The organism is Mycobacterium sp. SMC-16 (assembly GCF_046250085.1).
Lineage (GTDB): Bacteria > Actinomycetota > Actinomycetes > Mycobacteriales > Mycobacteriaceae > Mycobacterium > Mycobacterium phocaicum.
Window position 1 is genome coordinate 4,851,962 of sequence record NZ_CP176427.1, and the last position, 14,384, is coordinate 4,866,345.

General features: G+C 69.1%; 14 protein-coding genes. 7 read left to right on the forward strand and 7 right to left on the reverse strand.

What is annotated here, in order from left to right; genetic code table 11:
* Positions 1-76: 76 nt before the first annotated feature.
* Positions 77-1,516: a PPE domain-containing protein gene (locus ACJEIK_RS23585; protein WP_409431750.1), complete on the reverse strand. Its 1,440-nt coding sequence runs from the start codon at positions 1,514-1,516 to the stop codon at positions 77-79.
* Between the two features lie 252 nt (positions 1,517-1,768).
* Here ACJEIK_RS23585 and ACJEIK_RS23590 point away from each other — a divergent pair, with 252 nt between their 5' ends.
* A complete protein-coding gene (locus ACJEIK_RS23590) occupies positions 1,769-2,578 on the forward strand; it encodes a class I SAM-dependent methyltransferase (protein ID WP_409430371.1) in 810 nt (269 codons plus the stop codon).
* Here ACJEIK_RS23590 and ACJEIK_RS23595 read toward each other — a convergent pair.
* The 3 genes from ACJEIK_RS23595 to ACJEIK_RS23605 all read right to left on the reverse strand — a co-directional run bounded on the left by ACJEIK_RS23595 (position 2,571) and on the right by ACJEIK_RS23605 (position 6,774).
* Entirely contained in the window at positions 2,571-3,491 is a 921-nt protein-coding gene (locus ACJEIK_RS23595; protein WP_409431751.1) for an o-succinylbenzoate synthase, read from the reverse strand. The genes ACJEIK_RS23590 and ACJEIK_RS23595 overlap by 8 nt on opposite strands.
* 77 nt (positions 3,492-3,568) lie before the next feature.
* A complete protein-coding gene (locus ACJEIK_RS23600; RefSeq protein ID WP_409430372.1) occupies positions 3,569-5,134 on the reverse strand; it encodes a long-chain-fatty-acid--CoA ligase in 1,566 nt (521 codons plus the stop codon).
* Between the two features lie 29 nt (positions 5,135-5,163).
* Positions 5,164-6,774, reverse strand: a complete 1,611-nt coding sequence (locus ACJEIK_RS23605; RefSeq protein WP_406784799.1) for an amidohydrolase — start codon at positions 6,772-6,774, stop codon at positions 5,164-5,166.
* Between the two features lie 61 nt (positions 6,775-6,835).
* Between ACJEIK_RS23605 and fadD8 the strand changes: the two genes are divergently transcribed.
* Positions 6,836-8,437, forward strand: coding sequence for a fatty-acid--CoA ligase FadD8 (gene fadD8, locus ACJEIK_RS23610; protein ID WP_409430373.1), 1,602 nt, complete (start codon positions 6,836-6,838; stop codon positions 8,435-8,437).
* A 63-nt stretch (positions 8,438-8,500) separates the two neighbouring features.
* On the opposite strand, the gene ACJEIK_RS23615 is transcribed toward fadD8, so the two are convergent.
* Complete coding sequence (locus ACJEIK_RS23615) at positions 8,501-9,172, reverse strand: FadR/GntR family transcriptional regulator (RefSeq protein WP_406784797.1); 672 nt, start codon at positions 9,170-9,172, stop codon at positions 8,501-8,503.
* A gap of 47 nt (positions 9,173-9,219) precedes the next feature.
* Here ACJEIK_RS23615 and ACJEIK_RS23620 point away from each other — a divergent pair, with 47 nt between their 5' ends.
* Entirely contained in the window at positions 9,220-10,488 is a 1,269-nt protein-coding gene (locus tag ACJEIK_RS23620) for an MFS transporter (RefSeq protein ID WP_133425400.1), read from the forward strand.
* Here the strand turns inward: ACJEIK_RS23620 and ACJEIK_RS23625 are convergent, their stop codons facing one another.
* Positions 10,489-11,223 carry a hypothetical protein gene (locus ACJEIK_RS23625; RefSeq protein ID WP_409430374.1) on the reverse strand — a complete coding sequence of 245 codons (735 nt, stop codon included), beginning with the start codon at positions 11,221-11,223 and terminating at the stop codon, positions 10,489-10,491.
* 71 nt (positions 11,224-11,294) lie between these two features.
* Between ACJEIK_RS23625 and ACJEIK_RS23630 the strand changes: the two genes are divergently transcribed.
* Positions 11,295-11,747, forward strand: coding sequence for a nitroreductase family deazaflavin-dependent oxidoreductase (locus tag ACJEIK_RS23630; RefSeq protein WP_064858449.1), 453 nt, complete (start codon positions 11,295-11,297; stop codon positions 11,745-11,747).
* Positions 11,748-11,804: 57 nt separating this feature from the next.
* Here the strand turns inward: ACJEIK_RS23630 and ACJEIK_RS23635 are convergent, their stop codons facing one another.
* The gene (locus tag ACJEIK_RS23635) at positions 11,805-12,080 is read right to left on the reverse strand and encodes a hypothetical protein (protein ID WP_061004016.1); all 276 of its coding nucleotides are present in this window, start codon (positions 12,078-12,080) and stop codon (positions 11,805-11,807) included.
* Between the two features lie 101 nt (positions 12,081-12,181).
* Here ACJEIK_RS23635 and ACJEIK_RS23640 point away from each other — a divergent pair, with 101 nt between their 5' ends.
* From ACJEIK_RS23640 to bluB, 3 genes are all read left to right on the forward strand, one after another.
* Entirely contained in the window at positions 12,182-13,099 is a 918-nt protein-coding gene (locus ACJEIK_RS23640; RefSeq protein WP_064858448.1) for a 1,4-dihydroxy-2-naphthoyl-CoA synthase, read from the forward strand.
* A gap of 120 nt (positions 13,100-13,219) precedes the next feature.
* Positions 13,220-13,687: a DUF4383 domain-containing protein gene (locus ACJEIK_RS23645; RefSeq protein WP_346417148.1), complete on the forward strand. Its 468-nt coding sequence runs from the start codon at positions 13,220-13,222 to the stop codon at positions 13,685-13,687.
* Between the two features lie 71 nt (positions 13,688-13,758).
* Entirely contained in the window at positions 13,759-14,367 is a 609-nt protein-coding gene (gene bluB / locus ACJEIK_RS23650) for a 5,6-dimethylbenzimidazole synthase (RefSeq protein ID WP_409431752.1), read from the forward strand.
* Positions 14,368-14,384 lie beyond the last annotated feature (17 nt).

Here is a 14,384-nt window from a genome sequence, read left to right on the forward strand (position 1 = left end):
GTCGTTCGGTTGTTGTCTTCAATTGATCTAGTCGTCAGGGCCTCGAGAAAAGTTCCGCGCCCCTTCACAATTCGTGCTATTGCTGGTCGCGCCCGTCCGCCACGCCGGACAGCCAGGTGGCCGGAAGCAATGGCGCCGACGGGCTCGCACCGGCCGGCAGCCGCTCCACCATGCCGTTCGGTACGGTGCTCGCCGTGGTCACCGCACCGGTGAACCCGACGGGTCCCGCGCCGCGCGCGCCGGCCGTGACGACGGGTGCGCTCGGCGAATTGTCGCCGGCGCCAGTCAGATCGGCCTTCATCTCAGGAAGCTCATCGCGATAACCCCGGGCTCCGCGCCGGGCTCGACTCACGCGTTTGGCCCGGACACGGACGGCGGCGACGGCATGAGCGGAGGCTGCGGCATCGATGCTGTCGGTGCTGATATCGGGCGATTCACTGCCCGATTCCGGCCCTGGCCCCGCCCCGTGTCGCGACAGCCCGGGCACGGCGTAGACCAGGTTGGCTACGGGCGCGGCGCCGCCGGCCCCGGCGGTCATCGGCGCCGGCGCGGAGGGCCCGGAGGCCTGCGGCATACCGACCTGGATACCGGGGACGAGAGGCACACCCTGGGCGCGCGGCGCGACCACCGCGGGCTGAACGACGGCAGGTTCGGCGGGCACCGGTGCCGCGTCCACGGCAGGCAGCACTGGCGATTTCACCAGCGTCAGCGCCGCGAGCGCGCTGAGCGCCGGCGCGAAGAACGAGGCCAGTGGCAGTAGGTAGGAGGCGTAGTAGGGGTACCAGAGCATGTCGTAGAGCGTCAACGCCACCAGGGCCAGCACCGCGGACGTGGCGGGATTGAAGCCCAACTGCTCGAAGAAGCGTGTGAAGTTCTCGAGCATCTGGTCGACCTGGCCGGTGGTGCCGAGTTGCGAGAGGAACTGCCAGAGGTCGCTCAGTGGTTGGCCCGGCGAGGTGGGCGCGTTCGACAGCGGTTGCCGGGCTTCCCCACCGGGCGCGACGATCGACGGCGCCGGCTGTGCGGGCGGTACCGCCGCCGTGGCCACCTCGGCGACCGCTTGGTAGACGATCATGGTGTCGGCCGCCTGTATCCACATGCGCGCGTAGTCGGCCTCGTTGACCGCGATGGGAATCGTGTTGATACCGAAGAAGTTTGTCGCCACCAGTGCGGCGTTCGTCACATGATTGGCGGCCAGCTCCACCAGCGTCGGCATGGTCGCGACGGCGGTGCCGTAGGCGGCGGCCACCGTTTCATGCTGTGCCGCCGTCGCGGCCGTCGCCAGCGCGGACTCCTCCAGCCAGGCCAGGTACGGCACGTGCGCGGCGACGTACTGGGCCGCGCTGAGCCCCTCCCAACTGCTCCCCTGCACGTCGGCCAGGACGGTCGACAACTCGGCGGCTGCCTGACCGTACTGCACGCTCAGCTGTTGCCATTGCGCGGCGGCGGCCAGCAGTGAACCCGGCCCCGGGCCGGCCGTCAGCAACGCCGAATGCACCTCAGGTGGCATGGCCATCCAGATCGGCACAGTCACGTCGCGGTCTCCTCGCACGGCACAGCAGGCCGCGCACCGTGGTGGCGCGACCGCCCTGGATACCCCCACGGCACCCGTACGTCTAGCTAGTCGGCGGATGCATCGAGAAAGTTCCCGGCCCGGTGGCCCGGGCGAAATCGCCTATGCGACAGCCAGTTATCGCGGCACCGCGCGGCGGGTGATTTTCGCGACCGGTTTTGACAGCCACCCGATCGGTGGACGTACGGTGGCGCCATGCCAGTCATCGACGCCCGCCATCTCGACGGCGTATCCGAAACCGCGCTCCTCACGTTGCACCAACGCGCCACCGAGGCCGCCCGCCCCGACGGCATCATCGACGACCCGATGGCGATCGCGCTGCGGGACCGCCTCGATTACGACTACCAGGATTTCGGCCGCACGCATCAGGCCACCGCACTGCGGGCCCTGGTGTTCGACGCGGTCACCCGCGACTATCTGGCCGCTCATCCGCGCGCGACCGTCGTGGCGCTGGCGGAGGGGCTGCAGACCAGCTTCTGGCGCGTGGACAACGGCGAAATGACTTGGTTGTCAGTGGATTTGGCGCCGATCATCGCACTCCGGAAGCAGGTACTCCCGACGCCTGATCGGCTCGGATACTGCGCGCAGTCCGCGCTGGACCACTCGTGGATGGACGCCGTCGACGACTCCGATGGCGTGGTGATCACCGCCGAAGGCCTGTTCCAGTATCTGACGGCGGATGTCGTGTTCGACCTCATCGCCGCGTGCGCCGCGCGGTTTCCCAACGGGCAGTTGGTCTTTGACAGCGTGCCGCGGTTGCTGAGCGCGTATTCGCAGCGCCGCGGCTTCCGGCTCAGCGAGCACTACACCGTGCCCCCGATGCCCTTCTGGTTCACCGCCGATCAATACCCGCGTTTGCAATCCATCCGGGGTGTCCGCAATGTAAGCGAACTGCGCTATCCGGCCGGCCGCGGCAAGCTCGTGCCATGGGCCACCCGGCAGTCCTACCGGTTGTCCGCGTTGGCCCGCTTCCGCGCGCCGGTCACACTCGTCGAATTCAGTTGACGGGCAAAGTCTCCAGCACGGGGTAGCACTCCCGGACACGCTCGATCCACCAGTCCCGACGCGCGGGGGCCGCCGCCAGGCCGGCCAACCGCGCCGGGTCCGGCGCCACCGGCCCGACGGGCAGGAACCCGTCGACCGAACGCGCCACGTCCGCAACGTCTTCCACGAACAAGCCGCCCGTACCCAGCCCACAGGCGTGCTGCAGCGTCGGCAGACACCCGGCGGCCAGGAGCCCGCGCGTCATCCCGACCGCGGAATCCAGCGCGCTCGACACCACGATCGGGATGTCGATCTGACGGGCCACGTCCAACAACCGGGACACCCCGCCCAGCGGCGCGACCTTGACCACCGCGACGTCGGCCGCGCGCTCGCGGACGACACGCAGCGGGTCGGAGGCCTTGCGGATGGACTCGTCGGCCGCCACCGGCACATCGATCATGCGCCGCAGTTGGGCCAGTTCCGGCACCGTCGCGCACGGCTGCTCCAGGTATTCGAGCGGACCAGAGGCGGTCAGGGCCCGCGCCGCGGCCGTCGCTTCCGCGACGGTCCAGCCCCCGTTGGCATCGACCCGAACCACCGGCACCAGGGCCCGGACGGCCTCGACGCGGGCCACGTCGTCGGCCAGCGCCTGGCCCGGTTCGGCCACCTTGACCTTGGCGGTGCGGGCCCCCGGGAACCGGGCCAGGACCTCGGGCACCCGCGCCGCCTCGACGGCGGGCACCGTGGCGTTGACCGGGATGCGGTCGCGCACCGGCGCGGGCGACGGCCGGTACGCCGCCTCGATGCCGGACGCCAGCCAGTGCGCGGCTTCAGGCGGCTGATACTCGACGAACGCGCCGAATTCACCCCAGCCGCAAGGCCCTTCGATCAGTGCGACTTCACGCACGTCGATGCCGCGGAACCGGACCCGCATGGGCAGCGAGACGACGTACAGGCGATCGATCAGTTCGTCGAGCGCAGGCAGAGCGGGTGACACCCCTCTATCGTGCCTCACACGGTGGCGCGGTCCCGCCCCTCCCAGTACGGCTTGCGGAGTTCCTTCTTGAGGATCTTGCCCGTGGGGTTGCGGGGCATGTCGTCGACGAAGTCGATGGTCTTCGGACACTTGTAGGCGGCGAGGCGTTCGCGGGCGAACGCGATGAGGTCGGCGTCCGACACCTCTCCCTCAAGCGTCACAACGGCTTTCACCGATTCACCCCACTTCTCGTCGGGCACACCGATGATCGCGACCTCGGACACCGCCGGGTGTTCGGCGAGCACCCGCTCCACCTCGATGGAGTAGATGTTCTCGCCGCCGGAGATGATCATGTCCTTGAGCCGGTCCTCGACGAAGATGTAGCCGTCGGCGTCGACGCGGCCGATGTCCCCGGTGCGGAACCAGCCGTCGGGCGTGATGGCCTCGGCCGTGGCGTCGGGCCGGTTCAGGTACTCCTTCATCAATGTCGGTGTGCGGAACCACAATTCACCCTGTTCGCCGGCCGGCGCGTCCTCGAGGGTTTCGGGGTTGACGACCCGCACCTCGGCTTCCGGTATCAGCACGCCGGCGCTGACGAGCCGCTCCTCGTTGTCGGCGCGGTGGTCCTCGGGCATCAGCCGGCTGACGACGCCGCAGACCTCTGTCAGGCCGTACACCTGGATGAACTCGGTCTCGGGCCACGCCGCCAGGGCCTGGCGCAGCAGCGGCAACGGCATCGGCGAAGCGCCGTAGGCGTAGGTCTTCAGCGCGCTGAACAACTTCACCGCGTCCGGCCCGGACTCGAGCACCTTGGCGAGCACCGCCGGCACGAGGAACGTACGGTTCGCGCCGGCCAGGATGCCGCCGGCGAGCGACGCCCCGTCGGCGTCGCGCGTCATGTAGCTCGGCACCCCGTTGTGCAGCCCGTACTGCATGTACGACGAACCGCCGACGTGGAACAGCGGCATCGCCACGAGGTTCTTGTCGTCCGGCGTGCTCTCCCAGCTCTCGAAGGCGTTGATGGTGTGGGCGATCATGTTGGCCTGCGTGAGCGCGACGCCCTTCGGCCGGCCCGTCGTGCCCGACGAGTACATGATGATGGCCACGTCATCGGGCTGGACGTCGGGCGCGCGGTCCACCGGCGTCGCGCCGGCCAGCAGCGCCTCGTACTCGTCGCCGTCTCCGCCCTCGGGCGTCACGCTGACGATGTGCTCGACGGCCGTCAGCTTGTCGGCGATGGCGTCAACCGCCGGCCGGAGTTCGGCGCCGAAGATGAGAACCTTTGCGCCGCAGTCGTTCAGCACGAAGTCGAGCTCGTCGGCGGCCAGCCGGAAGTTGATGATCGCGTTGGCGGCCCCCAGCGACGCCGCGGCCAGCGTCAGCTCGACGCATGCGGGGTGGTTCTTGTCCAGGAACGCCACGACGTCCCCGCGTTTGACGCCCCAGGCCGCCAGCGCACCGGCCAGCCGGCGGACCCGGTCGTTCCACTGCGACCACGTCCAGGTCCGGCCCAGATAGGTGATCGCCTCTTCGTCTGGCATGGTCGCGGCCCAGTGGGCAACACGTTCATCGAGGAATCGGGGTGCCGACAGTTCAGTCATGTCCTGAGCCTGCCACGTCTGCCGCGCGCTCAGTCGGCTTTGGCGTGAACCTGTTGTCCTGCCAGGTAAGTCGCGAGCACCTCCAGGTCGGCGACGTCGTCCGGCGGCACCGTGCGCGGATCGGCGGACAGCACCACCAGATCTGCGTACTTGCCGACTTCCAGCGAACCGATGACGTCGTCGGAGAACAGCTGCCAGGCCGCGTCGATGGTCTGCGCCCGGATCGCCTGGTCGACGGTGAGCCGTTCCTGCGGCGCCAGCACGCGTCCACTGGGGGCGACCCGGGTGGCCGCGACGCTGATGTTGCGTAGCGGCTCCTCGGGCGTCACGGGCGGGTCGTTGTGCAACGAGATCCGCATGCCGGTCGCGACCGCCGACCCGGCCGGCATCCACACGTCGCCCTTTTCCGGGCCGAACAGCCCGTCGACGATGACGTCGCCCCAGTAATGGATCTGGTCGACGAACACGCTGCACGTGACGCCGAGATCGTGCGCCCGCTGCAGCTGCTCCGGCGTGATGGCGCCGACGTGCTCGAGCCGCAGGCGGTGGTCGTCGCGCGGCCAGCGCTGCAGCGCTTCCTCATAGACGTCCAGGATGGTGTCGACGCCGTGGTCGCCGTGCACGTGACAGGCCATCTGCCAGCCCTGCGGGAAGAAGGTGTGGACGATCTCGGCGAGTTGCTCGCGGGTGTAGTTGGCGTGGCCGCACGACCCGGGCACCACACCGATGGTGCGTGTGGCCTCGGTGTCCAGGTACGGGAAGGTGAGGTCGATGTTGCCGACCCACGGGGACCCGTCGACCCAGATCTTGATGCCGGCCTGCCGGACCATGTCGTCGCCGTTGTCGGGCGAGGCATCGGTGTGCAGCGCCGCGGTGGACATCTCGTAGGTGCGGAGGCGCACCGTGAGCTTGTCGCGCATCTGGTCCAGGACCGGCCGGAACATCGGGTCGAACGCCATCTCCGAACACGTCGTCAAACCGGCCTGGTTCAGCCGCGCACATTCGGCGAGCAGCAGCGCCGGATAGTCGCTGGGCGTCAGCACTCCCGTCACCAGCGGGAACACCGCGCCCGTTTCGATGGCGGTGCCGTCGAGTTCGCCGTCGGCGTCCCGGCCGTACTTGGCGCCGTGCGGATCCGGCGTGTCGCGGGTCAGGCCGGCGGCCCGCGCTGCGGCCGAGTTGAAGTACGCCTTGTGCCCCGAGTTGTGCACGATCACCAGCGGACCATCCGGCGCGGCCTCGTCCAGCCAGGCCGGCGTCAGCTCCGGCAGGCCCTGCTGCAGCAGCGGGTCCCAGCCGTTCAGGTAGGCGCCGTCGGCGCCGCGGGCGGCGACTTCGGCGTGGATCGCGGCCACGACGTCCGCGGCGTCGGGCATCGTGACGGGCCGGATGTCGACCATGCGGCCGCCCAGGACCACGGCCTCCATCAGCGGGTGGCCGTGCGCCTCGACGAAACCGGGCAGGACGCAACCGTCGACCTCACGCACCTCGGTGTCGGCGCCGATCCACGCCTGCACGTCGGCACGCGCCCCGACGGCGACGATCCGGCCATCGGTTACGGCGAGCGCCTCGGCGGTGGGCCGGTCGGGGTCGACGGTCAGGATGTTTCCGACGATGACGAGGTCCGCAGCGCTGGCCATGAGGTGGATGCTAGACCGCAGGGCTTGACCTACGGACTAGAACACGTTCTAGTCTTAGGCTATGAGTGACGAGCTGCTGCGCCATCCCCTGCATTCCGGGCACTTGACCGTTGGCGCCCTCAAGCGCAACAAGGACAAGCCGGTCCTGTTTCTCGGCGACACCACGCTGACCGGCGGCCAGCTCGCCGACCGCATCAGCCAGTACATTCAGGCCTTCGAGGCGCTCGGTGCCGGCTCCGGCGCCAGCAGCGGCCTGCTGTCGCTGAACCGGCCCGAGGTGCTGATGATCATCGGCGCCAGCCAGACGCAGGGCTACCGCCGCACGGCACTACACCCTCTCGGTTCGCTGGACGACCACGCGTATGTCCTGACCGACGCGGGCGTCACGACGCTGATCATCGACCCCACCGAGGCTTTCGTGGAGCGGGCCATCGGCCTGCTGGAGAAGGTGCCCTCGCTCCAGCAGATCCTGACGATCGGCCCGGTGCCGGACGCGCTGATCGGTTCGGCGATCGACCTGGCCGCCGAAGCCGCGAAATACGAGCCGCAGCCGCTGCAGGCCGCCGACCTGGCGCCCGATCACGTCGGCGGCCTCACCTACACCGGTGGCACCACCGGCAAGCCCAAGGGCGTCATCGGCACGACGCAGTCCATCAGCACCATGACGACCATTCAGCTGGCCGAATGGGAGTGGCCCGAGCACCCGCGGTTCCTGATGTGCACGCCGCTGTCGCATGCCGGCGCCGCGTTCTTCACGCCGACGATCGTCAAGGGCGGCGAGCTGATCGTCCTCAAGAAGTTCGACCCCGCCGAGGTGCTGCGGGTCATCGAGGAGCAGAAGATCACCGCGACCATGCTGGTGCCGTCGATGATCTACGCCCTGATGGACCACCCCGACTCGCACACGCGCGATCTGTCGTCGCTCGAGACCGTCTACTACGGCGCCTCGGCCATGAACCCGGTGCGCCTCGCCGAGGCGATCCGCCGGTTCGGCCCGATCTTCGCGCAGTACTACGGCCAGTCCGAGGCGCCGATGGTCATCACCTACCTGGCCAAGGGCGAGCACGACGAGAAGCGGCTGACCTCCTGCGGGCGGCCGACGCTGTTCGCGCGCACCGCGCTGCTCGGCGACGACGGCCGGCCCGTCAAGCAGGGCGAGGTCGGCGAGATCTGCGTGTCCGGCCCGCTGCTGTCGGGTGGCTACTGGAACCTGCCCGAGGCCACGGCCGACACGTTCTCCGGCGGCTGGATGCACACCGGCGACCTGGCCCGCGAGGACGAGGACGGCTTCTGGTTCATCGTCGACCGCACCAAGGACATGATCGTCACCGGCGGCTTCAACGTGTTCCCCCGCGAGGTGGAAGACGTTGTCGCCGAACATCCTTCGATCGCGCAGGTGTGTGTGGTCGGCACCCCCGACGAGAAGTGGGGCGAGGCCGTCACGGCCGTCGTGGTGCTGCGCCCGGACGCCGACCGCTCCGAGCAGGCCATCGCGAAGATGACCGCCGAGATTCAGGCGGCGGTCAAGGAACGCAAGGGCTCGGTGCAGTCGCCCAAGCAGGTCGTCATCGCCGACGCCGTGCCGGTGACGGCACTCGGCAAGCCCGACAAGAAGGCCGTCCGCGCCCAGTTCTGGGCCGGCTCGGAGCGTTCTGTCGGCTAGTTCCGGCCGAATAGCGCGAAAGCCCCCGATTTCCACGGAAATTGGGGGCTTTCCGCTTTCGCGCTAAGCAGGCAACCCCGCCAGGAGACGGTCGAAGAGCTCGGCTGCCGCGGCGGCGGCGCCATCGGGATCGCCGGCGACGATGCGGTCGAGAAGCCGGTGATGGTCCTCGAACTCGGTCTCGACGGGCGTCTCGTTCATGACGGACACGCTGGCGGTGATCACCTCGATCAGCCCGAGATACAGGTCGATGAGCATGGTGTTGCCCGATGCGCGCATGACGGCGCAGTGGAATTCGGTGTCGGCGTGGACGAATTCGTCGTGATGTCCGGCGCGCTGCTCGTCGTCGCGGCCGTCCAGCAGCCGCCGCAGGGTGACGATGTCGTCGTCGGTCCGGTGGGCGGCGGCCAGCCGGGCGCCTTCCACTTCCAGTCCGCGGCGGACCTGCAGCACGTCACGCAGCTCGTCGCTGCAGAGCCGGCTCAGCGCGCCTGACACCTCACTGGTGGCGCGGACGTACGTGCCGTCGCCCTGCCGCACCTCGAACAGCCCGGCATGCGCCAGTGCCCGCACGGCCTCGCGCACGGTGTTGCGGCCGACCCCGAGTGCCTCGACGAGATCGGTCTCATTGGGGATGCGATGCCCGACAGGCCATTCCCCGTCCGAGACAGAACCCCGGAGCTGTTCGATGACCTGCTCGACCAAGCCGGTACGACGAGCTGTGTTCAGCGCCACCAAATCATCCTTTCAACCAATCATAGGATGTATGTCATCATAGCAAGATGAGTGCTGCCGTGAACGGAACCAAACACGCCCGTTACGAAGATGAATTGGCACTCGAGCTCGACGGCGCCATCGAGATCACGGACGTCCCGGCGAGCCCGAACACCCGTCTGGCCAGTGGCGTCCTGCTGGCGCTCGCCGTCGTCGTCACCGCGCTGAACCTGCGGCCGTCGGTGACGAGCGTCGCTCCCCTGCTCGGCGAGATGCGCGCCGCACTCGGGGTGTCGTCGGTCTGGGCCGGCATCCTGACCACCCTGCCCGTGCTGTGCTTCTCCGCCGCCGGCGCCACCGCGCCGCTGCTGTCCAAACGACTCGGCCTGGGCCGGACCGTCACGCTCGCATTGCTCGCCCTGGCCGTGGGGCTGGCGGTGCGGCCGTTCGGCGACGGCGGCCTGATGCTCGGTGCCACGCTGCTCGCCTCGTCGGGCGTCGCGCTCGCGAACGTGCTGATCCCGGTGGTCATCAAGAGTTCGTTCCCCGCACGCGTCGGCCTGATGACCGGCATCTACACCAGCGCCTTGCAGGCCGGCGGGGCCTTCGGCGCCGCCGTCACGCCGGCCGTCGAACACAGCGTCGGCGGCTGGCGCCCATCGCTGGCCATCTGGGCGGCCCTCGCGCTGGCGGCCCTGCTCCTGTGGGTCCCCGCCGCCCGGCGCCACCGCACCGACTGGGCCGCCACCGCGGCACAGACCACCAAGCGCCGCTCACTGCTGCGGAACCCGCTCGCGTGGACCGTGACGGTCTACATGGGCAGCCAGTCGTTCCTGGCCTACGTCATGATGGGCTGGCTCCCACAGATTTTCATCGACAACGGCATGGACAAGACCAGTGCCGGCGTCATGTCCGGGGTGATGTCCCTCATCGGCGTCCCGATCGCGCTCCTGCTGTCGCCGCTGGCCGCGCGCAGCACGCACCAGAGCCTGTGGAACGTCGGCCTCGGCGTGCTGGGCGTGTCCGGCACCATCGGCCTGCTGATCGCACCGATGGCGGCGCCGGTGCTGTGGAGCACGATGATCGGCATCGGATTGAGCGCGTTCTCACTGGCGCTGACCATCATCGCGCTGCGTGCCCGCAACGCCGAGGACACCGCACAGCTCTCGGGTATGGCGCAGGGCTTCGGCTACCTGTTCGCCAGCACCGGCCCGTTCCTGTTCGGGCTGCTGCATGACGTGTCCGGCAACTGGCACGTCCCGTTCGTGTTGTTCTTCAGTGTGTACGCGGTGCAGCTGACGGCAGGCTGGTTCGCCGGGCGCAACCGCTACGTTTAGCTAGTACTGCGGCGGATAGCCCGGGTAACCGACGGGACCGACGGGCGCCGACTGCCCGCTCTTCCACCGGCACCAGGCCTGCGTCGAATTCAGGGCGGCCAGCACGCCGGTGGCGAGCGCGAACACGATCGGTATCGCGGCACTCATCACCGACAGCCCCGCCATCGCCTGCATGCCGTCGTAGCTGCCGCCCAGCGTGGAGTCGATGCTCTTGAGGATGGTCAGCGAGGCGAACAGGCCGACCACATTGGCGAGCACCACGGCCGTGCAACCGCCGATGACGATCCAGCGACCGACCGCACGACCCAGGACCAGCAGCACGCCACCGGTGAGCAGCACGATCGCGACAATCGTCTGCACGATGGCCATGCCGGTGGTCAGGCCCATCAGCTCGGACCGGGTGTCACTCGCGTAGGAGCCGATCAGCGCGCCCAGCGTCGCGACCGCGTACCAGCTGGAGAACGCCTGGAACGCCGTCGACAGGGCGCCGAGCATGCTGAGCACCGCGGCGATGATCGCCGTCACGCCTGACGGTCCCGACGGCGCGGCGGGCGGGGGCGCGCCGTAACCCATGGGCTGGGGGTACTGCGGCTGCGGCTGGGGATACTGCGGGTAGGGCACGCTCGGTGGCACGCCGGCAGCGCCGTAGGGGTTGGGCCCATACGGTTGACCCGGTGGTTGACCGGGTCCGAACTGCCCAGGCCCGAATTGCCCGGGGGGCCACTGATTCGACATCGAAACCCCTCCTTCAGCTGGGCGAACATAGCACGCCACCGCCGTTTCGGCGCCTCGTCTAGCCTCGAATCATGACCCGGGACAGCGACGCGAATCTCAAGCCACCGTGGTGGCTCAAGCCCATGAACAAGGTGATGATGGCGGTCATGCGGGTGGTCCCGATCAAGGGTCCCGTGGTGCTGACCGTGCCCGGCCGCAAGTCCGGTGAACCGCGGTCGACGCCCATCACCCCGTTCGAGGTCGACGGCGCGCGCTACGTGGTGGGCGGGTTCCCCAATGCCGACTGGGTGCGCAACGCGCGCGCCGCGGCGACCGCCACCGTCACGCAGGGCCGGCACCGTGAAGAGGTCCGGCTGTTCGAGGTACCCGCCGAAGAGGCCCGACCGCTGTTGCGGCAGTTCCCCATCCTGGTGCCGACGGGCGTCGGCTTCATGAAGAACGCCGGCCTGGTGACCGGACCCAACCCCGACGAATTCGAAGCGCTCGCCGGCCGCTGCGCGGTGTTCCGGTTCGACCCCGTCTAGAGACGAGTGTGGGGGTTGACGAGAAATTCTCGTCAACCCCCACGCTCGGGCAGCCGTCTAGATGTGCGGCGCGTTCTTGATCGGGGCGTCCTGCTGGCCGACCGTCTGGCACCACGCCAGCGCCGACGCGCGCGTCCCCGACACCTCCAGCGACGACGGATCGGCGCCCTTGCGGTCCTTGATCATCTTGTTGACCGCCTCGTTCTGCGTCTTCTCGTCGGCACCGACGAAGTCCTTGCACTTGGTGTCGCCACCCTGCACGGCCGGCGAGCATCCGACCAGCATCAGTCCGGCAATGACACCCGACACCACCACGCCTGCTGACCGCTTCATCAAGGACCTCCCTGTATTCGGGCCGCGAACGGCCGCTGTTTGTGTCGATCTAGTACCCCTGGGTGGCGCGGACCAAACACAGTCGGCTCTAAGGTCGAGGCGTGAACGCAGACAATCCGTTTGACCCGCAGCTCTGGCAGCCGGTGACCGAACTCGGTGAACTCACCGACATCACCTACCACCGTCACGTGCGCGACGGTGAGCCGCAGCCGACGGTCCGGATCGCCTTCGACCGGCCCGAGGTCCGCAACGCCTTCCGGCCGCACACCGTCGACGAGCTGTACCGCGCCCTCGACCACGCCCGGATGAGCCCTGACGTCGGCGTCATCCTGCTGACCGGCAACGGACCGTCGCCCAAGGACGGCGGCTGGGCCTTCTGCTCGGGTGGCGACCAGCGCATCCGCGGCCGCAGCGGTTACCAGTACGCGTCCGGCGAGACCGCCGAGACCGTCGACCCCGCGCGCGCCGGACGGCTGCACATCCTCGAGGTGCAGCGGCTGATCCGGTTCATGCCGAAGCCCGTGATCTGCCTGGTGAACGGCTGGGCGGCCGGCGGCGGCCACAGCCTGCACGTGGTCTGCGACTTGACCCTGGCCAGCCGCGAACATGCCCGGTTCAAGCAGACCGACGCCGACGTCGGCAGCTTCGACGGCGGCTACGGCTCGGCGTACCTGGCCCGCCAGGCCGGGCAGAAGTTCGCCCGCGAAATCTTCTTCCTGGGCCGCGCCTACGACGCCGAGACCATGCACAAGATGGGCGCCGTCAACGAGGTCGTCGACCACAAGGACCTGGAAACCGTTGCGCTGCAATGGGCTGCCGAGATCAACGGCAAGTCGCCGCAGGCCATCCGGATGCTGAAGTTCTCGTTCAACCTGATCGACGACGGTCTGGTGGGGCAGCAGATCTTCGCCGGCGAGGCCACCCGCCTGGCCTACATGACCGACGAAGCCGTCGAGGGCCGCGACGCCTTCCTGCAGAAGCGCGACCCGGACTGGAGCGAGTTCCCCCGCTACTTCTGAGGTTCGGCGGGGCCCTGGTCCGTCATCTGGACGACAGCCCGCTGTGTGCTTTCCCATGAGTGCGCTGTGTATCCGCTTAGGCGCGCGCCGATGGTGGAGACCTCGCGTCACACTTGGCACGTGGACGTCGGGACGCGAGCGCGAATCGGCCAGTGGGCGCTGGGGGCCGAGGGTTTCGCGCTGGGCGTCTTCGGCGGCACCGGCCTGGCGTGGTCCATGGCGAACCCGCATTTCGGCGCCGCCGGGGCGCCCCTGATGTGGCTGCGGGTCACGCCGCTGCACTGCGCGCTGCTGCTCGTGGTCGGCGTGGTGACCGTCTTCGCCGCGTTCGGCCGCGGCGCGGCGCGGTTCAACCGCGTCGCCGCCGTCGGCTGGTTCATCGTGACGGCGGTGTGCGTGGCGGCAACGTCGAGTCACAGCCCGGGACCTCTGGGTTTCGACTCGCGTGACACCGTCCTGTACGCGATCCTCACCGGCTACAACGTGACCCTTGCGGCGTGGTTCGCCTTCCCCCACCGGACCACGCCCGCAGGGCAGCCACCCCGCCGTTTCCACCGGCGTCACTCAGACGCGATCGGATCCCGCTGATCCCTGTTAGCCTCCCTCCGGTGAGCGAGCCGAGTTACTCCGACGCCGAACGCGCAGCCGTCTACCGCGTCATGTCCGAGCGTCGGGACATGCGGCACTTCACGCCGAATTCCACGGTGCCCGAAGAGGTTCTGCGCCGCATCCTGGAGGCCGCGCACATGGCGCCGAGTGTCGGGCTGATGCAGCCCTGGCGCTTCCTGCGCATCACCGACCCGGCCGTCCGGACGGCGATCAAGAAGCTCGTCGACGCCGAGCGCATCCAGACGGGCGAGGCCCTCGGGCCGCGCGAGGCGGAGTTCCTGGCGCTGAAGGTCGAAGGCATCGGCGACTGCGCCGAGCTGTTCGTCGTGGCCCTCGGCGACGATCGCGAGCGTCACATCTTCGGCCGCCGGACCATGCCCCACATGGACCTGGCGTCGGTGTCGTGCGCCATCCAGAACATGTGGCTGGCCGCCCGCGCGGAAGGCCTTGGGCTGGGCTGGGTTTCGCTGTTCGACCCGGCCGAGCTGGCCGCCCTCCTCGGCATGCCCGAGGGCGCCGAACCGATCGCGGTGCTGTGTGTCGGCCCGGTACCGGAGTTCCCGGACCGCCCCGAACTCGAGATCGTCGGCTGGACGACGGCGCGCCCGCTCGACGAACTCGTGTACACCAACGTCTGGCCTGTCACCGGAGCGAGCTGACGCCGCGGCCCTAAGCT